We start from the raw sequence: 22,532 nt of genomic DNA, 5'->3' as shown, positions 1-22,532 counted from the left end.
AACGCAACACCATCAATCAGCGCCGCTTGCAACACTTCAGAAAAGCGGCATAATCAAATCAACGACGAACCAGAGCCTCCATTAATTTATAAGCTCACGTGTTCCAATTTATCTGACGACGGACAGTGCCAAATCCTCCAGACAAGCAAACTCCGCTGACGGTGTTATTCGGACACATACAAGAGATTAAATTGAAAATTACGTTAGACAAATGGCTTATGGGTCGGCATTAACTTCATACCAAGAACATTTTATACTTTGGGGAAAACTTGGGCGCATGTCTTAAGTGTTCACAAATTTATGGAATAGGCAGAAAAGTTGCGACATAGGTGAATACGAATGAAATTGATTGTACAAATTCCTTGTTTTAATGAAGCCGGCACAATCACGGACGTTGTCAAAGCTATACCACGAAAAATTCAAGGATTTAGTAAAGTTGAGGTTCTGGTTGTGGACGATGGCTCCACGGATGCGACCGTCCAAGTTGCCTTAGATGCAGGCGCTGACCACATTATTGTGAACAAAAAAAATCAAGGACTGGCGCGAAGCTTTCAAAATGGCATTAACGCTTGTTTAGAACTTGGAGCAGATGTTATCGTCAATACAGACGGAGATCATCAGTATCCGTCCCAGCTCATACCATTACTTACAGCACCGATCCTCGCGCAAGAAGCCGATATAGTAGTAGGTGATCGCGACCCTGGATCTAATCCTGAATTTTCTTTGCTGAAGAGAAAGTTGCAGCGATTTGGAACATGGGTTGTAAAAAAGTTTTCCGGTATAGAAATTTCGGACGCGGTCTCTGGTTTTCGTGCATATAGTCGCGATGCCGCACAGAAAACTTTTGTATTTACCTCCTTTAGTTATACAACGGAAACGTTGATTAGTGCGGGGCGAAGAGGTTTAAAGGTGCTTTCAATTCCAGTTGAAACAAACGCCGAAACGCGCCCCTCGCGTTTGGCCTCGTCCATGATCAAGTTTCTTTCTCGTCAAGCAACAACAATATTGCGCAGTTACGTCATGTATAGCCCGTTGCGCGCATTCGGTTTTGTAGGGTTAACATTGATCGTTTTTGGATTATGGCCAATTATACGCTTTTTGTTTTTTTATGTGATGGGTCAAGGAGAAGGACATATTCAATCACTGGTACTTGGAAGCACGGTTTTCATACTTGGCTTTATAACTTTAGTAATTGCCGTTTTGAGTGACACAATCGCGACAAATAGAAGATTGTTAGAGATAGCACTGGACAGATTGGCACAACTGGAAAACAGAAAAGAATAGCAGCATGTATCGAAATCGCGTTGCACTTATTATTGGTGTCACATTAGGGAGTGTCTTTTATTTCTATTTGGCATTCATGTTAGAAAACGGCACAAAATACACCCAATATGGGAAACTCATTTACAACTACTACTTTTTATCATTACTGGACGGGCAACTCGACATACCAGCACAGATAATCGGGCCTGAGGGACACTATGATGGCATTGGGCGTGCATTTCCATATCATGGTCTTGCTCCCATTATCACACGTTTTGTAGCCTACCCATTTATTGACCTAACAAAAATATCTATATCCACACATACAATATACTTTTTCTCCGTTGCCTCTGCTGCGATTTATACAAAATTTTTCTTGAATGGACTGAATACAAACTCATCTTCCGATCAAAGACCAAATTATTTTCTCGTAACCATGCTGTATGCTGGTGTATGGATAGCTTCTCCCACTGCAATGTTGGTTGTGAATGATTCCGTTTATCATGAGCCAATTGTTATGGCGTACTTTTTTACGGGGAGTTTTTTGCTGTTGGTATCAACCATTGACGTAAACGAATTGCCAAAAATGCGGCTATTGCTGATTATTGCATTGTGCGCGGGCGCAACTGTTTTCGCCCGCCCACATATTGCCGTTGGTTTGTACTTTGGAAACGTTCTATTACTTGGATACTTATTGTTGCATCACAAAAGTAAAGTAATAATTCCAGTCCTGTGTTCTTTTGCCATTCTCTTGGTCTGCGGTTTGGCTCTATTAGGGATCAATATGCTAAGATTTGGCGATCCTACCCGGATGCATGGCGCATTACATCAGGACACACTGGAAATGGGATTTGTATTCTTTGGTTTTCAACCATATGATACCCCACGAAATTTGGCGTTTGCTGAGCATGGGCGCTTTAACATTAGTCGTATATTGCCAAATTTTATGCTATATTTTTGGGATCTCCCCAATATACACATCACAAATTCGCTCAATAGTTTCAGAGTTTCACTTCATGAGATTTATGGTGTTTTAACCTCAAATTTAGGTTTTATTCGTAACGAAATACCAACTGTAGGCATATTTTACCTTTGGATGCCATGGTGTGCAACTGCGATCCTTGGCGTTGCTTTCATACGCAAAATGAATGCAATAAAATATGTGATGTTAACAACAACACTAATCATACTTTTGATGATATCCAGTTATGGAACGTTAACATTGCGTTATCGTGCTGAGTTGTGGCCCTTCATAGCAGTTCTTGTGTGGATCATTTTATCTTCTGTTAATTGGTCGAGAAACGGCGCAATTATGAACAAAATTGCCCTTGGGCTGGTATTCTCAATCACTTTAATTATTAGTTCCGTGGTCGGGTTTGTTATTCTAAATCACTACTCCACATATTTCAGATCACATGATCACTATGGTATATGGTCCTATGATTATTGTGCCGAAATCGTGTCGAAGAAAATTGAACTGGGTCCAAACCGAGTAGATAGAATTTGCGTGCTGAAGGATGGATAAGTTTAAATGATAAGTGTGTATATAAAACAGATTTATGTAAAGATCATACATTTCTTTGCGATGATTGCAAAAGTGACTGGTGTTTGGAAGGTCCTGAGCGCGAGAAAAGAACATCGCTTGGCGCACTGGATGTTAAGTTTGTTTGCAATACATGATCTTGACACGATGATCTCGCTTGATGTCCCATGGTGGAATTATGATGCAATTGATGAAGTAGAAAAATTCTTAAAATCTCATCCACATTCAAATGTGTTTGAATACGGAAGTGGTGCAAGTACAGTTTGGCTTTCTAAGCGATGCGGGAATGTAACGAGCGTAGAACATCATAAAAATTGGCATAAAATGCTGATAAAGCGACCTGACATTTCTGACAATATTAACTTGGTTCTCCGTGAAGCTAAAAAAGTTTCATTAACCAACGGAATCTATTCCCAAAAGCCGGGGAATAAAAATATGGATTTTTCTGACTATGTAAAAGAGATAACAAAATACGAAAACAAATTTGACCTTGTTATAATCGATGGTCGTGCTCGTGATGACTGCCTTAAAATTGCATTGGCGTGTTTAAACCCTGGCGCTTTGATCGTTTTCGATAACAGCCGCCGAAAAAGATATCAAAAGCGACTGAACGCAATTTCTGGACGCTGTGAACGATACAATGGGCTTGTTCCATCTCTTCCATACTTTGATGAAACAACACTTATTTTCCCTGAAATTCAATAAGCAGAGTTATCGGGAAACGCATGCTAATTCGCTCTATCCAAATCTTTGTAAAATATGCATTGATCATTTGTTCGCTTAGTTCGTTCATTTTTATCGTGATCAAGTTTTATGATCATTGGGAGCTTATCTCCAAATGGGAAATGAATTCGCAAGAATATTTTTTACTATTTTTACTATCGGTTTTGTACGGAACAACCCTCTTTATATTGGCAATTAGTTGGTTTGTGTTGTTACAAAATGTTGAAAATAATAAAATTGCGATTAAGCCTGCTATCGGAATTTATGCTCGGGCTCAAATAGCGAAATATTTACCTGGGAACATTTTCCATTTGATTGGTCGGCATTTTTATCTGCAACATTTTAATTTTGCACATTCAGCAGTTTTAAAAACCTCGTTGTTGGAGGCGCTACTAATGTTAGGGTGTGCTTTTTTAACCTCGCTATTGTTTTGGAACACGGTTTTAATTCCTCAAGTTGATCTTTCGCCATCTATTGTGCTTGGTATACTTGGAGCCGTTGTTGCTGGTACGCACGGAACGGTTTTTTTCCAATTGAATGGCCCATTCGCAAACAAACTAAAAACTTGGGTAATCGCATTATTCCTGTGTAGTCTATTTTTTCTACTCCAAGGCTGTATTTTTATGCTTTCGAGTTTGATATTAAATTGGGAAATATCGTCATTTCTAATTTTCGTGACCGCAATATCTTGGGCCATCGGGTTTGTTTTACCAGGTGCGCCTGGCGGATTGGGTGTACGTGAATTTATTATGTTCTTTTTGCTCAATGGAATATTTCCAGAAACTGAAATATTGATTTTACTTGCAATGTTTCGCCTAATTACAATCTTGGGTGATGTAAGTTTTTTTCTCATGGGTTTAATTTTCAACGCAACACCAGAAAAATAGTCATTATCGATTGGAAGACACCCGCCTTAACTACCCGAATGAAGTGCTGTGAGAGTTCTTTTGAAAATTGAATTCTGCAGATAAGTGAATACTTAGAAACTCACTCCCAAATCTGCGGAAACTAAAATAAAAAGTCACTTTTTGATTTTACAGTTGACGCCACTTTCACCAGCCTCATTAGACAACTCGATGTGTAAGACATTGTTAAATATAGCAGTTGCGATTTGTCTACAAAAGACATAAACAATTGATTTTAAAGGAAAGTATATATCCTCCTCGGTCCGCCATTTCAATTATATCGAACGTCAGACAACTTTGACCTTTACGTCACAAACTGACCTTATTTCCCCTTTTCGTTCTTCATTGTTCAAAGTTTCGTACGAAGCTCTTTTGGTACTCGTCCCTAAAGTGTGCTCCGCTGGCGAAGTGTAGATATTAGCGTACTCGCGAGACATTTTCTGTAATCTTCATATCTAAGAGGGAGGATGTTTCGTATGAATGTTTCCGTCGTCAGATGTCAGGGCGCCGTTCATTCAACCGCTGCTGGACCAGCCGGATGTGATGGGAACTGGTATGGCTTCGAGGTATCTTACCGAAAGCTAGCACGTCGCATCGAAGTCAAAGCCAGCTTGAGTGATGGTGTAAAAACTCACGTTTCAATTTTGTAGGTGCTCGCAGCTCGACTTGAAGCCCGCAACGATCAAAATAGAGTATATGAATCGTTAGATCCATCTTGTTTGGTGGATAATTGGGAATTTTTATGCGGCTGCGGCAACGTTCTGTTTTCCGCACTAACTTACAGCGCAAGCTATTCGTATTTGCGAACAGTGACATTGGCAAGCCAACATCACTGTTCTGGGGAGTGTTCTAATATTCTCTCGATGCGTCCGCGATGTCTTTGACGGTTCCACTTTTGTCGAATTCAATAATGTTTGCGGCGATGATTTTGCTGCCTGTCGGGGCGTCAATCAGGGACGCAATATGAGGTGTCACCGTAATGTTGGGGTGCAACCAAAATGGATGATCGCTGGGCAACGGTTCGATGTGAAACACATCAAGGGTTGCATTCGAAATTTGACCAGAATCAAGTGCGCCGAGCAAATCAGAATCCACCAGATGTGGACCCCGTGCGGCGTTGATCAGCGACGCCCCACGTTTCAAACGATTGAACATGTCGGCATTCAATATCCCGCGGGTATGCTGTGTCAGCGGTAATAGGTTTACCAATATTTCTGTGCCGCTTAAAAAATTTCCAAGCCCTTCTTTGCCAGCATAGGTTTGAACACCTTCGATATCTTTTGGGGAACGAGACCAACCAACGGTTTCAAATCCCAGTCCTGCCAAAGTTTGCGCCGCCGCAGCACCAAGGTTACCAAGCCCCATTACGCCAACACGGCGTTGCGGTGCGGGGGGAACAACAATTTGGTTCCATTCGCTTTTGCGCTGGGATTCTTGGATTGCTGGCATATCGCGGTGATGGCGCAACACATGAAGCGCCACATATTCGCGCATCCGTTGGGTCAAATCCGCACCAACCGTGCGAATGATTGGAACACCTTTTGGCAATTCTTCGTCGGCCAAAACGTGATCAATACCCGCACCGATGGATACGATGGCTTTGAGGTTATTATAACCAGACATGCACCCCGTTGCAGGGCGCCAAACCAGCGCATATTCCACGCCCGCTGGATCGGGTTCTTCGCCCATCGGATAAACATCCCAATCGGGCATCAATTCGGTTAACATTTCGCACCACCAATCGACGGTTTTTCTCGCAGGGATCGATACAACGATGCTCATATAATTGTCCTTTAACTTGATTCACTGTTGCCCATATATTCGCCAATTTTGGCAGTTCAATCAAAACAAAAATCCTAGCATCGATCATAAATAAAATTTATGGTGGCGGTAGAGTATGAAGGAGATATTATGAATTTCAAACAGCTTGAAGCATTTTACTGGCTTACAAAACTTCATAGTTATCAACGTGTTGCAGATCATATCGGATTAACACAACCTGCTGTTTCTGCGCGAATCTCTGGGTTAGAAGAAATTTTGGGCGCCAAGTTATTTGATCGCGACTCTAAAGATTTCCGCCTGACCGAACAAGGGCACGAGGTTACGGAATACGCAGAAACATTTCTTAATCTGCGCGAGGCAATGACAAGCCGTTTAAAGTTGCGCGACAAAAGCAGATTCACAATCGGCGTGGTCGAAATGGTGGCGGTGACATGGGGCATGACATTGCGCCAAAAAATCGCTGCGATGGATGGCGAGGTGCGGGTGGATTATCATTGCGGTTCAAATTTTGAGCAGCGGCATCAATTGAACTCTGGTGCGCTTGATATGTCGTTTGTCACCGGAGAGGCAAGCCTGCCGCAAGTTGGCAATAGTTTTTCGGTGCATTACAATGTTGGCTGGGTTGCCCGCCCTGACATTGTTGGTGAAATCAACCGCCCTAAAACCCCCGAAGAAATCCGCGAACTGCCATTGGTTTTATATCCGCGCACATCCCCATTATTTGCACCCGTTGCCGATTACGTTGATGAAAAGCGCCGGCGACCAAATGCGCGTCATACTGGCAATTCTGCGTCAACAATCGCTCAAATGGTGCGCAATGGTTATGGTGTTGCAGCCGTCCCACTGGCCCCATTGGAACATGATATTCGCTTGGGGAATTTGGTGGAAATCCCGACCACCGTTCAAATTGCACCCCTTGATATTCGCTGTGTCCATATCAACAAAGCGCGCAAAAAACTGGCCGATCAGATATATGAAATGTCACGTGATGCTGCGCGCGAATGGTGTGCTGCCCATCCGCGCTATATGTCATTTCACGAAGATTGATCAGGCCCGCACAATGGTTTTATCATCCCCAATATAGGGGAGCTTAAACGGTGCAGATCCTGCGGCGCCGCCAATGGGTTGGGATGGATCGTTTACCCCCGCACAGATCCCCGATTTGGGGTCGCGTGAAACGCCAGAAACACAGGCGTATAATTTGGGATAAACAAGTAGTTGCGAAACCTCTAGCTTCCATTTTTTGGACAAGGCATTTAACACATCAACACCAAGGCGCGGATCGGCCCGCACGATCCCGCTAAAGCTTGCGTCGATACGGGGGTGATGCACAGCCTGTTCGATATCCATGCCAAAATCCATCATCAATGCCGCGACCTGTGTGACCGCAGGCATGATCAGATTGCCACCCGATGCACCAACGGAAAACACTGCTTCGCCGTCTTTGACCGCAACGGTTGGACACATGTTTGATGAATTGATCCGCTTGCCGCCCTCCATCGTGGTGGGATAACCTGGGCGTGGGTCAAAATAGCTTACGGAATCGTTCATCAACATACCCGTCGATGGCAAGGTCACACCAGACCCAAAACGGTTTAACAACGTATAGGTCAGTGCCACCATGTTGCCATCAGCATCGACCGAGGACATTGACGATGTGCACGCACCCTGTTCGGTGATCACGCCGTTTCGAATTTTATGTGCCTTCCAACAGGCATCAAGTGCTTCGCCGTAGGCAACCCATGTATCGGGCGTTGGATCGGTTGGCGGGGTTGGCATATTTTCCATTGTATGCGCCAACATTTCACGCTGGCGCAAGCCACCCGACGTATCACCACAGGTGTACAATGTATGGCCGCGGTGCTGTGCCTCCATCGGTTCGAATTCTTGTACTTCGTAGCTGGCCAAATCGGCCAATGAAATACGTGAACCACCAGCCTGAAGATCGCTAACGATGCGCTTTGCTAGCGCGCCGCGATAGAAACCTTCGGTTCCGGTGACCGCGATTTCCTTGAGCGTATCGGCAAGTTTTGGAATGTTTAAAACATGTTCTGCGATTGCGGGATGACCCGCAGGCAAATAAATATCCGATGACACGGGATCACGTGCCAAAACACGTGAGCACAGGGAAATTTGCAACATCGAAAACCAATCAAGGGCGACACCTTGTTCAGCCAAGCGAATGGCTGGATCAAGCGTGGTTGGAAGAGATAATGTCCCAAATTTTTCCAACGCGTGATTTAATCCAGCCACTGCACCCGGCACCGTTATTGATTTGTACCCTTCGACATTTGCGTTATCGACGACCGTGGGAAACCCCATTGGGGTTGGCGGCAAATCGGGGTCTGGTGGATAATCCGCAAGGTCAATGTCCATCGGTAACGTGCCTTGGAAATCAAGCGCAACGGCGCGTTTTTCCTTGGCCAACCAAACCACCATAAATCCAGAACCACCGATGCCACACATCCACGGCTCCACCGCATTTAACGCATAAGCTGTTGCCACAATCGCATCGATGGCATTGCCACCCTTATCCAACATTGCAGCACCCGCTTGGGCGGCAAACCGATGTTGAGCGGCGACAACGCCCTTGTCCGATTTTGCAACTGGGGTTGTGACGTTCCAGTTTTCAACGTCTGCGTTCAATCCTTGCCACGTCATTCGTGATATTCCTTTTGTTCGCGATCAGGCTTTGGTTTTTTCGGCGATCATTGCGGTAGCGCCGGACATTTCGCCCAAATGCATACCGTCTGTGATTTTAGCCTCACTGATGCGGCCACGTTCGGTTAAAAACTCTGCGCGCTCCAACACTTCGTCCAGATCTTCGGGAGCGATGAATAAAATACCGGATGGATCGGCCAGTACTGCGTATCCTGGCAATACCGCCGCGCCCCCGATACAAACAGGAACGTTGAAACCACCGCCGGTGTTATAGAGCCGTGTGGTCACAGGGGATGGGCCGCGTGACCACATCGCGAAATCCTGTTCTTCGATTTCAAGCGTGTCGGTATGGGGGCCATCAACACAACCACCTTCCAGCTTCATCAAGGCCGCCATGCGTGTCACACCGCCACCCCAGCATGCATATTTTTCATCGCCCAAACGATCCACCGCCAAAAAATAACCAGGGCCAGTTTGCGACAAACAGCTGTGCAACATCGTGGAATCAAGCCCAGGGATCGCCAATGTGCAAACCGTTGCCGCGATGATTTTGTTTGGCAACACCGACTGGATTGCAGGGCTTGCAAAACCATAGTGATAGAAGTGGCCAATGGTTGCGGTTTCCAGTTTTGCCAAGCGATCCAATTTATCCTGTGGAATTTTTTCAGGCATCGGGTTTGATTTATAGATGAGATTAGACATGGTATTTTCCAATTTTTAAGTGAGTGTTATCGCCCAGACATCGCGTCTGGACCAAGGATAAGATCAGGAAGGAATGTTGAAATTGCTGGCAGATAAGTGATCAAAATCAGCGAACCAATCAGCGGAATCAAGAAGGGCAAAATCGCAACGGTCACGCGTTCCAGACGCACGCGCCCCACCTCTGATACGATATAAAGCCCGATACCCATGGGTGGTGTCGCAATCCCGATCAACAGACCCAACGACATGATCACCCCAAAATGCACACGATCAATTCCGTAAGCGTCGACCAATGGAAGTAATGTTGGCACCAAGATCAACTTGGCCGGTACACCTTCGACCACACAGCCAACGAACAAGATGAACACGATCAACAGCGCCAAAAATACGTTTTTGTTTTCAGTCAGTGCAAATACATGTTCTGCGATTGCTTGGGGTGCCTGTTCTATTGCCAGCAACCAACCCATCGCGATTGAAAATGCGATGATGATCATGATGACGGCTGTCATCATCGAACTATCGGTGATGGCATTCCAAAATTTAGCCCATGTCAATTCGCCATACCAAAACCCAAGGATCAAACAATAAACACATGCCAACACCCCTGCTTCGGTTGCGGTAACAAATCCAAACATAATTGATCCAAGGATAATCCCAGGTGCAATCAGCGCCAAAAATCCATCGCGACCGCTGTGCAAAACCTGTTGCGTTGTCGCACGTGGTTGCGTTGGGAAATCATTGCGAATGGCGGCAATGCGCACGTAGATCATCAAAGACAGGCCAACAATAATTCCGGGAACCAGCCCCGCCAAGAACATACGTTCAATGGATTGTTGCGCCAAAAAAGCATAGATCACCATGCCAATTGATGGCGGGATCAGCGGTCCAATCACGGATGATGCCACCGTCACAGCGGCAGAAAAATCACCACGGTAACCCGCCTCTTTCATCGCTTTTATTTCAATCGCACCAAGCCCAGCACAATCAGCAACAGCGGCACCTGAAATACCTGCGAAGATCATTGAAGACAGGATATTCACCTGTGCCAGGCCAGCCTTCATGTGGCCAACCAATGCATTGGCAAACGCGAATATGCGTTCCGTCACACCAGTCACATTCATCAGGTTCCCCGCAAGGATGAAAAATGGAACGGCCGTAAGCGATGCTTTGTTCACGCCTTCCAACATTTGTTGGGGCAAGATTTGCAAGGCGGATGAAAAATCTGACATCAAGAACGTCAATAATGTCGCCGCCCCAATGCAGAGCGAAATGGGAACGCGCAGCAAAATTAGCGCGATAAAGCTACCAAATAATAGATAGGCCAAGATTAAGCCTCCGGATGATGCATTGAAACATTTTCAGGCAAGCCAACCAGCATTTTCGCAATATCAAGCAATGCAGAAACGCTAATGAGTGCTGCCGAAATGAACAATGGAATTGATAAAAATTGGCGTGGCAATTCATGCCCGTTTGGTAAAATTGCACCATCAACGAACCCCGATGATGTTGCCATGACCGTTGGGAACACCTTTAGCAAAACACCGCAAATCGCCAAAGCAACGAGATTGGTTAGAAGACGCGTAGCCTGCATTCCCATGGGGCCAAGTTTCTCCGCGACCAAATCCATGCGCACATCCTTGAGCCGAACATACATCGCAAAAAAACCAAAGAAGCTCAGCCAGACAAATAGCACCATTGTCCATGGCCAAATCCAATAGGCAGATAGATCAAACGGACGGATCAAAAACGTTATCGCGGTCAGTAAAAACATCATCAACATGCAAAGATTGCAAAGGAAGATAAATGCACCCCCTAGCGACCAGCCAATCTTATCGGCACGATGAATGGCGCGCTGTAACGCACCATTCGATTGATATTCATGTGGCGTCATTTTGCGGCCCGAGATGCGGCAACGGCTTCAAGATAGCCATCTGGCAATTCACCAGCCTGTTCCATACCCTCATAAAAGTCTGCCATTTTTTCAACAAAGGGTTTGGTGTCCACAACCGTGTAGGTAATGCCCGCAGCTTCCATGCGATCAAGGCTTTCTTGGGTCGCGGCATCAAGGGTTTCTTTGGAAAAATCACCCGTGAGTTCGTATGCCTTGAGCAATCCTTCACGCACATCATCTGGCAAGGCATCATATGCTTTGACGTTCATCATGAAACCAATGGACTGCCAATATTCGTCATGGCGGGTGATGTATGGTGCCACCTCATTAAAGCGCATGGATTCAACCAGTGATACCGGGCTGTTCACAGCCTCCACGATGCTCTTTGAAATGGATTGATAAACTTCGGTCCACGGTAGGGTCAAAACCTCTGCACCCAGATGATCCCATGTTGCAATCGCGAGCTTGTCTGGATGCATGCGCAATTTCAACCCGGCGATATCATCCAAACTTGTAATTGGGACGTTTGATGCCATCACACGATAAGGACCGCGCAATACTTCTGTAGGGTTTCCCAATGGTGCAACACCAGATTTTTCGGCTGCCGTTTCGAACCAACCTTGTACCAAATCTGTATCCATAAATCGTACCCAGTGATCATAATCATCAAATACGAATGCGGGTGAAACCCAACTGAGGTCTGGTGCCCATTTGCGCATGTATCCAAAACCTTCGGCATAGATTTGCACGATGCCCGCTTGCAGCTGTTCAAGCACGGCGTCTTCTTTGCCAAGCTGTTCATTTGGGAACACTTGAATCGTCAATTCACCGTTCGTATGTTCATCCACCAATTCGGCGAACTTTGAAAATATTTTGCCCTCTGGGCTATCGACTGGCATTTTTGTTGCCATGCGCCATGTTTCAGCGGCGAGGCCTTGTGTCATCAAAAGCATTGCTAATGCAGAGGTACTTGTGAGGCGAAATAATTTATTCATTTGTTTCTGGGCTCCCTGTTTTCTGGGCGACAATTTGAAATGTCGCCTTCCAGTTCATCAGACCCAATCGGCGGGCGCTTCGTCCAATAGATTTATTTTTATAGCGTAATAAAATGTTTTTTGTTGGTGATTAGTTGTTTTTAATATTAATAATTAAAAACAATAGCTTGAATATATTTTTCTACTCAATATTCCACATCAATTGCCATAAATATTTTTTTGGTTTGGTAGATATTTGTGCAAATCGCAAACGAATTTCGATGTTTATTTATGCGCACACGATCGTTGCGTTGCAGAATCAAATGCCGGTATAAAAATCCGATCGCGGATTTAGCGCGTTAGACTTTGCAGATATGAAATCGGGTGCAACAGCGATTGTTGCGCGTGCTTTTTGGCCTGACATCGGCACGAAAATCCGGTGGCCAACAAGATTTGATCCCTGCCCTGTGCATCATCCAAAACTGGTTGCCAAGATTGTTGGAAAATCTGTGCAGACTGTGATTCATTTTCCGACAAATGCCCCCAAGTTCCCGCCATGCCACAACACCCAACAGGTGCATGTCCAAGGGTGACGCCAAGCTGTTGAAAAATCACGCCCCAGTCGTGGGCCGCGTTTGGCATTTGGGTTTTTTCGGTGCAATGCCCAAACAACAGCGCCGTTTGTTGATGTTGTTGTGATGGCAATTGGTCGATATGTAGCAACAGCCATTCTTGCGCGAGTAAAACATCGGGCATATCACAATCCGTGACCTCTTGATAATCACTGGCATAGGCCAAGGTAATCGCGGGTTCGACACCGATCAACGCGATACCCGAATCCCGAAATTGGCGCAAGTTTTCCGCCTGCGATCGTGCTTGTTTTTCGAATGCGGATAACCAGCCCAAAACATGTAGCGGTTTACCCGAAGGACGATAGGGCGCTAACCACGGGTCAAACCCCATATGCTTGGCAAGTTGTGCAAAATCAGCAATCACTGATGGTTCAAAAAACTGCGTAAACGCGTCGGGGACAATCACAATGGATTTGTTTGGATCAAGGCAAGATGCGTCATCTGCAACGCGCAATGTTTCACCCGATATCAGTGAAATAGACGTATTACGCACGAATGCAGGCAATCCGGTTAACCCCATCATGCGTGGCAATGGTGTTTTGGTTAACGCCACATTCGCAAGTATTGAAACCCGCGCCATCACAGGCAGCAATGTTTCCAGTGACGCCAAGACATAATCGCGCAGTGGGCGGCGATGGCGTTTGTACCAAGATTGCATGAATTTCGCGCGAAATTTTGGCACATCAACTTGTATCGGACAGGCGCTCGCACAGGCGCGACAGGACAAACACCCGTCCATCACCTGTTTTAATTCCGCTTCAAAAATCGGATCAGCATCGCCATCCGGTCCACCTTGGCGTAGCCATTCGCGGATCAACCCTGCACGGCCCTTGGGGCTGTAACGACGATCCTTGGTGGCCTTGTACGATGGGCACATTACATCACTGGCGGATTGCGCAAAGCAGGCGCCATTGCCGTTGCATGCCATTGCATCCATATATTCGTGCCGCATGGTTTTATCGATTTGACGATCCGAATGCGCACGCAAAGGGGGTTCATCCACCCGCGTCAACGGTTGTTGATTTGGGCTGGCAATTTTGCCAGGGTTCAATTGATTGCGTGGATCAAAGGCGCGTTTGATATCCTGAAGACATGGATAAAGATCGCCAAACACATCTGGAACAAATTCAGAGCGCAACCCCTTGCCGTGTTCACCCCACAACAAGCCTCCATGCTCATGGGCGAGTGCGACGACCTGTTCTGTTATTTTTCTTATTTTTGGCTCGTCCGCGGGATCAACCAAATCAAGCGCGGGTCGAACATGCAACACTCCCGCATCAACATGCCCAAACATGCCATAATCCAGATTGGCATCATCCAATAATGTGCGAAATTTACGTATAAACGGCGCGAGCTGATCGGGGGGCACGGCGCAATCTTCGACAAAGGGGAGCGAACGGCGGGCAGAGTTGGATCGGCCAAGCAACCCAACTGCCTTTTTGCGCATATTCCAGACCTGTGCCACCTGTGATCCATATGCGGTTTCAAATCCCCGCCGCCCATCGACCACATGTAAATTGGCAATAAGGTTTTGTGCCAAACGCCCCAATTCATCGGCATCTTGGGCAGTAAATTCAACCATATTGACGCCTTGCGCATCTTGGTCGGGGAAAAACTCGGCGACATTGATCCAATCAATATCTTCGCGTGCCAATGCCAAAACGCGGCTGTCCATTGTTTCAACGGATGTGGCGTTCATCGATGATAACAATGGAGCGTCTTTTAACGCCGCGTCAAAATCATCGTAAAACACATTGACCAGCATCACCGCCTTTGGGATGGGTAAAACGTTTAATTTGGCCTCTGCGATCAGAGCCAATGTGCCCTCGCTCCCGCAAATGACAGACGCCGCATCAATACCACCGTTCGCGCGTTTGATGTGGGCAAGATCGTAACCAGTAAGGCTTCTGTTCATTTTGGGAAATCGTTTTTGAATTAAGGCGGTTTTGGTGGTGACAATGTCATCCAAAACCCGATGGATTTCACCCCCGCGCCCTATGCCAAATTCCGATTGTTGGCGTGGCGCGGTTTTTAAAACTTCGCCGCCTAGCAACACCGCATCAAGTGCCAAAACATGATCGGATGTCTTGCCATAGGCACAAGAGCCTTGCCCGCAGGCATCCGTTGAAATCATACCACCGATTGTGGCACGCGATGATGTTGACAGTTCTGGTGCGAAAAACAAACCATACGGGGCAAGTGCGGCGTTTAGTTGATCCTTGATCACACCCGGTTCAACACGCACCCAGCGTTCGTCTGCATTGATTTCCAAAATGCCACACATATGGCGAGAACAATCAACAACAAGCCCATCCCCCAGCGATTGCCCATTGGTTCCCGTGCCACCACCGCGCGGGCGAATGACGATATCGGCGAACCGTGGATCATCCAAGGTGCGCATGATCAGGATCAGATCCTGTGCATCGCGGGGAAAGGCAACACCATCTGGTGGGATTTGATAAATTGAATTATCGGTTGCAAAAATCGTGCGTATTGATGGGGATTGCGAAATTTCACCCGCAAATCCCGCATCAATTAGTGCCGCAATAAAGGCGGGATAGTTTGACGTTTTTGCATCGTCAGAAATTATCCCGCCATCCATTTTAGGATGCAAATCCTGTGACAACGTGATCGCAGATTAAGCCCGCGCCGATATCGACCAAGCGATCTGAAACGGCCTTGCCTGTTTCCGCACTACAATGGATCGGATCACCACCCCACACACCGTGGGGTGCGGATTCCAATGCCTCAAGCGGGGCTTGAATACGCGCACCTGCGTATTTGATTGCGGCAAAGCCTGCCACATCAACACCCATCGCTTTTTGATTTTTGGGCGGTGCTTGGCGCAGATCAAGACGTAGATATTCAGGGAAATAATGCAAGCCCACAGATGTCAGTGGATCACCACCGTGACCCGATGTTTTCGCCGCCTGTTCTGGGCCCAAAATATCCTTGAGCAATTCATATGCAATTTGCCACAGATACATGGATGGCACGAACATACCGTTTTTCTGGCGCCAACGTAGCGCCACCTCTGTGATCGCGGGCACATTGCCACCGTGGCCGTTTACGATCATGATTTTTTTCAAACCGTGGCGCGATAGGCTGGCAAACATGTCATCCAAAATCGCAACCAATGTGGAATTTCGGATCGCAATGCCACCATGTGTTGATCCAAAGTAATCCGCACCACCAAACGGAATGACCGGAGCTACAAATGTCATGACACCACGTTTGCGTGCCTCTTTTGCCATGTCCATCGCTACGCAATCCGCGGCCATGTAATCGCCCATGGGTGCATGTGTTCCCTGATCTTCCAGTGATCCCATTGGCAGCAATACAACCGCATCTTGTGTCAAGAATTCACGAGATTCTTCGCTGGTGAGTTCGCTTACGCGTATTTTGTCTGTCATGTTCGTTACTTTCTATTGAAGGAGAAATTTGAAGTTAGAGAATGTCATCGCGGATGCATGCCTTTTGGCGGCCGTCTGGCATGTCGCGCAATTCGGGAACGATGGCTGCGCATTCATCCAATGCAAATGGGCAACGTGTGCGAAATACACATCCCGATGGCGGATTAAGAGGCGATGCGATTTCACCCGTCAGGTGAATACGTTCGCGTTGTTCACCCAAGCTGGGTTCGGCAGACACAAGTGCTGCCGTGTACGGGTGTTTGGGGGCAAAATGGATTTCATCGGCTGGCCCGACCTCCATCACGCGCCCCAAATACAGCACCATCACACGATCAGAGATAAAACGGACAACCGATAAATCATGGCTGATAAACAGGATGGAAATACCCGTTTTCGCACGTAAATCCGCAAGCAGGTTCAAGATTTGCGCCTGAATGGATACATCAAGTGCCGATACGGCCTCATCCGCGACAATGAATTTTGGTTCAACCGCAAGCGCGCGTGCAATCCCAATACGTTGGCGTTGACCACCTGAAAATTCATGGGGTTTGCGCGACAAAAAACTGGGATCAAGCCCGACCATATTCATCAATTCCAGCAGACGTGGTTGGCGAGCATTGCCGGTGTGTAATTGATGGGTATCCAAGGCCTCTGACAAAACGGCATGGATGGTTTTGCGCGGATCAAGGCTCGCGTATGGGTCTTGGAAAATGATTTGCATATCTTTGCGCAAACCACGCAATGTTTCGCGATCAATGGTGTGGATGTCGTGGCCATCGAATGTCACGCTGCCGCTGTCTATATCCAACAGGCGCAGCACCGCCTTGCCGATTGTACTTTTGCCAGAGCCGCTTTCACCGACCAGACCGAGCACCTCGCCGTGATTCACGTACAATTCAACATCGCGCAAAACTTGCATCATTTGGCGACGAAATATGCCCTGTTTGCCCGTTGGGAAACTTTTGTTCAGGCCTTTGACTTGTAACAATGGTTGTGGATTTAGACCTGTCATGCTGTCACCACTTCGTCGGCGCGAATACAGCGCACGCTGTGAACATCGCTGACGTTATCAAGGCTGGGTATGTGTTCGGCACAAGCCGCAATTGCCATTGGACAGCGATCGCGAAATGCACAGCCAGATGGACGTGCCATTGGCAATGGCGGCGTGCCAGAAATGGCGGCCAAACGATCGTTGCGCGATGAATGTAAATCCGTGTGCGCGGCGGGCATGCTGCCCATTAATGCGCGAGTATAGGGATGTTTGGGCGCGTTCAGAACCACATCTGTTGGCCCCTCTTCGACGATTTTGCCCGAATACATCACCACCACACGATCCGCGATTTCTGAAACAATTCCAAGATTATGCGAGATAAACAACAAGCCCAAACCATCGGCATATTCGCGTTGCAAGCGTTGTAGTAATTCGATCACCTCGGCCTGAATGGTAACGTCAAGCGCGGTTGTTGGCTCGTCGGCAATCAACAATTTTGGTTGACAGCTGAGCGCCATAGCGATCATCACGCGTTGGCGCATCCCGCCAGACAATTCATGCGGGTATCCATCAAAACGCCGCGCCGCCTCGTTAATACCGACCAGTTCCAGCAATTCAATCGCCTCATTGCGTGCTTGATCCTTGGGCATGGGGCGGTGGGCCAAAATCGCCTCGACCATTTGAAACCCGATTTTGTGAACAGGGTTCAAGGATGTCATCGGTTCTTGGAAAATCATGGCGATATCATTACCACGCAATTTTTCCAAACCCTGCGCAGTGGTTTTGCCAAGATCAACAACACCGTCCGATTTGCTCCGCAATAATAGCTGTCCGTTTTCTTGACGGATAACGTCAGGCAACAATCCCATTAACGCAAGTGAGGTGAGCGATTTGCCTGACCCGCTTTCGCCAACCAGTGCGGTACATTCATTTGCGCGCAATGTCAGCGACACATCCGCAATCAGATCAACCGATTGTGACGCAGGCCCCGTGACCAATCGCAGATCGCGCACAGAGGCAACCGCATCGCTGGGCAAATCGGGCGCTTTTTGTGATGTTGTGACGGGTTGTGAAATCGCATCTTTGGCACCTTGTGCGCCCTTTGGGTCAAGCGCATCGCGCAAGCGGTCACAAAAGAAATTGATGATATAAATCGTCAAGGTCAACGCGATACAGGGGATCAAAATACCAAGAGGTTCTTGGTTCATGAATGCGCGCGCACCACGGATCATCTGTCCCCAACTAGGCGCGGGTGGCACAACGCCAAGACCCAGAAATGAAAGCCCGCTTTCAATCGTAATCGCCGCCGCCGCCGTGAGGGAATATTGAATCGACAATGGGCCTGCGATATTTGGCAAAACCGTGCGCAACACGATGCGTCGCGACGGCGTACCGAGTGCGCGTGATGCCTCGACAAAATCGAGTGCGGATACGCGCAATGCTTCTGCGAATGCAATGCGCGCGAAGGCTGGGAAATACAGCACCGAAAGCACCGCGATAAGTGTGACCGCACCTGGACCAAACAGCGTGACCACCAAAAGTGCCAGCAGGATGGGTGGGAAACACACCACGACATCAGCAAGGCGCGTTGTGAAAAATTCAAAAGGACCGCGAAAATATGCACCGATCAGGCCAAACAATGTCCCAACCACGGCGGCAATTGTCGTGGCAACAAAGGCCACGGTTAAAGACACCTGACCACCATATAAAATGCGCGCCAATCGATCACGACCAAATTCATCTTGGCCTAACCAATGTTCAAAACTGGGCGCTGCAAAGCGTTGAGGGATCGCCATTGCGGTGGGATCATCGCCCGTGATCAAGGGGGCGGCGAAAGGTGTTACAATCAACAAGATCAACAAGATTGATGGGAAAACCATGCGTTTTGGGATGGGTAAGGACATATTCATTTTAAGCGTATCCGTGGATCCAAGACCGAGTAGAGAATATCAATGGCAAGGTTGATCACGATAAAGATTGCAGCAACGGTCAAGATTATCGCACGCACGGTCGGATAATCGCGTTGTTCCACGGCGGTCACCAACAATCCAGAAAGGCCTGGCCAGTTGTAAACGAATTCCACCAACACCGTAGATCCCAGTAAAATACCAAGTTGCAGACCAACCACAGTAATCACTGGCCCCATGGCGTTGCGCAAAATATGGCGACGGATCACCAGTTTACGACGCAGCCCTTTGGCCGTGGCGGTGCGCACCCAATCATGGCTGCGCATTTCCAAAACAGATGCGCGCGTCATACGAAACACAATCGCCATCAGGTTTAGGGATACGGAAACAGCGGGTAAAATTAGTGCACGAAAATGTGCGGCGGGATCATCGGACAATGCGGTATACCCACCCGCTGGTAAGATTTTCAATATCTGTGCAAAGACATAAATAAACAATGTTCCGACCACAAAGACGGGTACGGATGTTAACAATGCCATGATGCCAGATGTGATCACGTCAAACGCGCTTCCTGCACGTAGGGCTGCATACGTGCCAGATGGAATTCCGATTGCGAGCGCCAATATTGCGGCGGCTGCAATTAATTCCAATGTGCGGGGTAATCGCAATCCGATGGCCTGAGAAATTTCTGTGCCATCGATGATCGAAGTGCCAAAATTCAAGCGCAGTGTATCGCCTAAAAATTGAAGGTACTGGATTAATACGGGTTGATCCAACCCCATGGTTTCGCGCAAGGCCGCGACGGCCTCTGGCGTTGTGGTGCCACCCCCCGTTGTCAAAAGCAATTCCGCAGGATCGCCCGGCACGATTATCAATAGGGAAAATATAATCGTGCCGACGACCAGCAACATTACCAATGCTGCTAAACTACGACGCAGGAGGAATGCGGTCATTCTAGTCAGCCTTATTCGACAGAAGTGTCGTCAACAACGTAAGGTGATGCAAAGGTGAGAAAGCCAGGATAGGCATTAAACCCTTGGACGTTGTTCGCCATTGCGTATGCTTGTTGACGCCAATTCAATGGCACTTGTGGAACCTCTTCGAAATAGGCTGTTGCCAATTCTTCGTAGATTGCTTTACGTTTTTTCACATCAGTTTCTTGGCGGCCACGTTCCAGCAAACCATCAATGTTTTCGCTCTTGAACCCAAAGGATTGCAAATAGGATGGGTTATCGGAATGGAGCAATGTGTAAACTGAATCTGGGTCATTATAATACCCTGCGGTGCCATGCACGGCGATGTCATATTTACCTTCTTTACCTGCGGTGACGCGACTACCCCAATCGGGCAGATCAAGTTTGGCATTGATCCCGATCATTTGCAGATATGCCGCGACCACAGATGCGGTATCTTGGTGCATCCCGTATGTTGATGTGGCCAATAATGTGCAATCAAACCCGTTTGGATATCCCGCCTCTGCCAATAATGCCTTTGCCTTTTCTGGATCATACGACCATTCGCGTGATGGGTCGGATAAATCAAATGGCGATCCTGGTGGATTTGGGAACCCGAGCAAGGGTTCGCCGCGCCCTGCGAATGCAGCATCGACCACGTCTTGGCGTTTGACCGCATAACCGATTGCTTGGCGCACCTTTGGGTTTGCGAGCGGGCTGTCTGGATTTGTGACGTTGAACAAGAGGAACATGAACGGGCCAACGGCGGATGACATTTTCAATGTCGAAGATGCATCAACCGCATCAAAATTTTGCCATGGCAAATATTCGATCAGATCAACATCGCCGGCTTCAAGCGCGGCGTAGCGCAAGTTTTCATCGCCATATGCAATGAATTTCACGCCTGCGACCATCGGTTTGCCTGCTTCATAAAAATCGTCAAAGCGTTCCAATTCAATAAAGACGCCGCGTTCCTGTGATTTCATTTTGAATGGGCCCGCGCCAACGAATTCTTCGTCGGTGCTGCCTTCTGCGATAATGTTGGCGTTAAAATTGGCCAGCAAATCCAACAGAACCGCAGAGGGGCTCGAAAGTTTGATTTCAACTGTTTTATCAGCGAGGGCAGTCACGCTTGCGATGCTGCTCAGATCACTTTTCAAAAATGCAGATGACCCCTCGGCAGTGATTTTATTCAGCGAGAACACAACATCCTTGGCCATCACAGGATTGCCGTTATGGAAAACCGCATTGTCGCGCAGTTGGAACACATAGGTTTGCGGATCAACCATTTCCCAGCTTTCGGCCAATTCACCCGAAAGCTTACCATCAGCATCGTAACCCGTCAGGCCGCGCAGCATCATTAGTTTAACCGTATTGGCCGCCTGCCCCGTGTTGTCATGTGGTTTAACGCTTGGCGGAAACGTCGACAGCCCAAAGCGCAACACCTTGTCGCTGGCTTGTGCATAGACAAAATTTGGCATCGCTAATGCAGTAACGCCTGCACCCATCGACATCAAAACCGTACGACGATCGACGCCGTTTTGTTTGTGATCATTTTTCATGGAACACCCCTGTTTGTTATCTACATTTTTGATGCTAACGATTTATGTTAGCTGATACGTTATCACATCAAAACCGCAGAGGATGAAACTGTCCAATCGAAAATTCTTTCCTTTGCACCAAAATTTTTTTTTGGTGAAGATTCACATATCATTCAAATCAAATTTCTTCGTCAAAACGATGCCCATGAAATCATTTAATTCAATAATAACAGCGTAGTAATTCCGCAGAAAGCTGACAGGTTCAGACGAACTGACCATTTATTTCATTCGAACGACGCCAAAATAATGACGCCTATTTCATAGATAGAAACCGTGATATCAATTTTCTTTATAGCGTTGGTCACTATTTATCCCACTCACAGCAATATTGGCAAACCTAAGAAGATCATCTGCAGATTCGCCAACCATTTTCTGGACTCGCGTGTATCATATGTATTGACTCGCCGCCGCAAAACGCAATCCCGCCGCGGGCTTTCCAACCCAGAGATGCCGCTAAACTGACGTTGTCCGTCGTCAGATAAATTGGAACACGTGAGCTTATAAATTAATGGAGGCTCTGGTTCGTCGTTGATTTGATTATGCCGCTTTTCTGAAGTGTTGCAAGCGGCGCTGATTGATGGTGTTGCGTTT

18 protein-coding genes are annotated in these 22,532 nt (G+C 47.3%); 5 read left to right on the top strand and 13 right to left on the bottom strand.

Annotated features, from left to right (window positions below; all coding sequences use genetic code 11):
• The first annotated feature begins 339 nt into the window (after positions 1–339).
• From IE094_RS15235 to IE094_RS15220, 4 genes are all read left to right on the top strand, one after another.
• Complete coding sequence (locus tag IE094_RS15235; protein ID WP_189641574.1) at positions 340–1,284, top strand: glycosyltransferase family 2 protein; 945 nt, start codon at positions 340–342, stop codon at positions 1,282–1,284.
• A gap of 4 nt (positions 1,285–1,288) precedes the next feature.
• Entirely contained in the window at positions 1,289–2,788 is a 1,500-nt protein-coding gene (locus IE094_RS15230; protein ID WP_189641573.1) for a hypothetical protein, read from the top strand.
• A gap of 6 nt (positions 2,789–2,794) precedes the next feature.
• The gene (locus IE094_RS15225) at positions 2,795–3,511 is read left to right on the top strand and encodes an O-methyltransferase (RefSeq protein WP_189641572.1); all 717 of its coding nucleotides are present in this window, start codon (positions 2,795–2,797) and stop codon (positions 3,509–3,511) included.
• A 95-nt stretch (positions 3,512–3,606) separates the two neighbouring features.
• The gene (locus tag IE094_RS15220) at positions 3,607–4,416 is read left to right on the top strand and encodes a lysylphosphatidylglycerol synthase domain-containing protein (RefSeq protein WP_229802383.1); all 810 of its coding nucleotides are present in this window, start codon (positions 3,607–3,609) and stop codon (positions 4,414–4,416) included.
• An 867-nt stretch (positions 4,417–5,283) separates the two neighbouring features.
• On the opposite strand, the gene IE094_RS15215 is transcribed toward IE094_RS15220, so the two are convergent.
• Positions 5,284–6,216: a 2-hydroxyacid dehydrogenase gene (locus IE094_RS15215; RefSeq protein WP_189641570.1), complete on the bottom strand. Its 933-nt coding sequence runs from the start codon at positions 6,214–6,216 to the stop codon at positions 5,284–5,286.
• A gap of 129 nt (positions 6,217–6,345) precedes the next feature.
• On the opposite strand from IE094_RS15215, the gene IE094_RS15210 reads away from it, so the two are divergent.
• Entirely contained in the window at positions 6,346–7,263 is a 918-nt protein-coding gene (locus IE094_RS15210; RefSeq protein ID WP_189641569.1) for a LysR family transcriptional regulator, read from the top strand.
• Here the strand turns inward: IE094_RS15210 and IE094_RS15205 are convergent, their stop codons facing one another.
• The 12 genes from IE094_RS15205 to IE094_RS15565 all read right to left on the bottom strand — a co-directional run.
• The gene (locus IE094_RS15205; protein WP_189641568.1) at positions 7,264–8,877 is read right to left on the bottom strand and encodes a gamma-glutamyltransferase family protein; all 1,614 of its coding nucleotides are present in this window, start codon (positions 8,875–8,877) and stop codon (positions 7,264–7,266) included.
• Between the two features lie 24 nt (positions 8,878–8,901).
• A complete protein-coding gene (locus tag IE094_RS15200; RefSeq protein ID WP_189641567.1) occupies positions 8,902–9,579 on the bottom strand; it encodes an RraA family protein in 678 nt (225 codons plus the stop codon).
• Between the two features lie 26 nt (positions 9,580–9,605).
• On the bottom strand, positions 9,606–10,904 hold the full coding sequence (locus IE094_RS15195; protein ID WP_189641566.1) for a TRAP transporter large permease: 1,299 nt from the start codon (positions 10,902–10,904) through the stop codon (positions 9,606–9,608).
• 2 nt (positions 10,905–10,906) lie between these two features.
• A complete protein-coding gene (locus tag IE094_RS15190; protein ID WP_189641565.1) occupies positions 10,907–11,470 on the bottom strand; it encodes a TRAP transporter small permease in 564 nt (187 codons plus the stop codon).
• Positions 11,467–12,414, bottom strand: coding sequence for a TRAP transporter substrate-binding protein (locus tag IE094_RS15185; RefSeq protein ID WP_229802382.1), 948 nt, complete (start codon positions 12,412–12,414; stop codon positions 11,467–11,469). The genes IE094_RS15190 and IE094_RS15185 overlap by 4 nt, the downstream gene beginning before the upstream one ends.
• Positions 12,415–12,795: 381 nt before the next feature.
• Entirely contained in the window at positions 12,796–15,678 is a 2,883-nt protein-coding gene (locus IE094_RS15180; protein WP_189641563.1) for an FAD-binding and (Fe-S)-binding domain-containing protein, read from the bottom strand.
• Position 15,679: 1 nt separating this feature from the next.
• Positions 15,680–16,489 carry a creatininase family protein gene (locus IE094_RS15175; protein ID WP_189641562.1) on the bottom strand — a complete coding sequence of 270 codons (810 nt, stop codon included), beginning with the start codon at positions 16,487–16,489 and terminating at the stop codon, positions 15,680–15,682.
• A gap of 34 nt (positions 16,490–16,523) precedes the next feature.
• Positions 16,524–17,501, bottom strand: coding sequence for an ABC transporter ATP-binding protein (locus IE094_RS15170; protein ID WP_189641561.1), 978 nt, complete (start codon positions 17,499–17,501; stop codon positions 16,524–16,526).
• Positions 17,498–19,390 (bottom strand): dipeptide/oligopeptide/nickel ABC transporter permease/ATP-binding protein, encoded by a 1,893-nt coding sequence (locus tag IE094_RS15165; RefSeq protein ID WP_229802381.1) that lies wholly within the window; start codon positions 19,388–19,390, stop codon positions 17,498–17,500. Before IE094_RS15165 ends, IE094_RS15170 begins: the two co-directional genes overlap by 4 nt.
• Positions 19,387–20,340 carry an ABC transporter permease gene (locus IE094_RS15160; RefSeq protein WP_189641560.1) on the bottom strand — a complete coding sequence of 318 codons (954 nt, stop codon included), beginning with the start codon at positions 20,338–20,340 and terminating at the stop codon, positions 19,387–19,389. The genes IE094_RS15165 and IE094_RS15160 overlap by 4 nt, the downstream gene beginning before the upstream one ends.
• 11 nt (positions 20,341–20,351) lie before the next feature.
• On the bottom strand, positions 20,352–21,902 hold the full coding sequence (locus IE094_RS15155; RefSeq protein ID WP_189641559.1) for an ABC transporter substrate-binding protein: 1,551 nt from the start codon (positions 21,900–21,902) through the stop codon (positions 20,352–20,354).
• Positions 21,903–22,258: 356 nt separating this feature from the next.
• On the bottom strand, positions 22,259–22,532 hold a 274-nt coding region (locus IE094_RS15565), incomplete at its 5' end, for a hypothetical protein (protein ID WP_229802380.1).

It is taken from the genome of Paramylibacter ulvae, assembly GCF_014652655.1.
Lineage (GTDB): Bacteria > Pseudomonadota > Alphaproteobacteria > Rhodobacterales > Rhodobacteraceae > Amylibacter > Amylibacter ulvae.
The sequence above is the reverse complement of the archived record's forward strand: the minus strand, read 5'-3'. Positions and strand labels throughout refer to the sequence as shown.

Excerpts from the sequence above, each read along its gene's own strand:
- IE094_RS15235 (WP_189641574.1), top strand. The coding sequence starts at position 340 with ATGAAATTGATTGTACAAATTCCTTGTTTTAATGAAGCCGGCACAATC.
- IE094_RS15230 (WP_189641573.1), top strand. The coding sequence starts at position 1,289 with ATGTATCGAAATCGCGTTGCACTTATTATTGGTGTCACATTAGGGAGT.
- IE094_RS15225 (WP_189641572.1), top strand. The coding sequence starts at position 2,795 with ATGATAAGTGTGTATATAAAACAGATTTATGTAAAGATCATACATTTC.
- IE094_RS15215 (WP_189641570.1), bottom strand. The coding sequence starts at position 6,216 with ATGAGCATCGTTGTATCGATCCCTGCGAGAAAAACCGTCGATTGGTGG.
- IE094_RS15210 (WP_189641569.1), top strand. The coding sequence starts at position 6,346 with ATGAATTTCAAACAGCTTGAAGCATTTTACTGGCTTACAAAACTTCAT.
- IE094_RS15205 (WP_189641568.1), bottom strand. The coding sequence starts at position 8,877 with ATGACGTGGCAAGGATTGAACGCAGACGTTGAAAACTGGAACGTCACA.
- IE094_RS15200 (WP_189641567.1), bottom strand. The coding sequence starts at position 9,579 with ATGTCTAATCTCATCTATAAATCAAACCCGATGCCTGAAAAAATTCCA.
- IE094_RS15190 (WP_189641565.1), bottom strand. The coding sequence starts at position 11,470 with ATGACGCCACATGAATATCAATCGAATGGTGCGTTACAGCGCGCCATT.
- IE094_RS15185 (WP_229802382.1), bottom strand. The coding sequence starts at position 12,414 with ATGACACAAGGCCTCGCCGCTGAAACATGGCGCATGGCAACAAAAATG.
- IE094_RS15180 (WP_189641563.1), bottom strand. The coding sequence starts at position 15,678 with ATGGATGGCGGGATAATTTCTGACGATGCAAAAACGTCAAACTATCCC.
- IE094_RS15175 (WP_189641562.1), bottom strand. The coding sequence starts at position 16,489 with ATGACAGACAAAATACGCGTAAGCGAACTCACCAGCGAAGAATCTCGT.
- IE094_RS15170 (WP_189641561.1), bottom strand. The coding sequence starts at position 17,501 with ATGACAGGTCTAAATCCACAACCATTGTTACAAGTCAAAGGCCTGAAC.
- IE094_RS15165 (WP_229802381.1), bottom strand. The coding sequence starts at position 19,390 with ATGAATATGTCCTTACCCATCCCAAAACGCATGGTTTTCCCATCAATC.
- IE094_RS15160 (WP_189641560.1), bottom strand. The coding sequence starts at position 20,340 with ATGACCGCATTCCTCCTGCGTCGTAGTTTAGCAGCATTGGTAATGTTG.
- IE094_RS15155 (WP_189641559.1), bottom strand. The coding sequence starts at position 21,902 with ATGAAAAATGATCACAAACAAAACGGCGTCGATCGTCGTACGGTTTTG.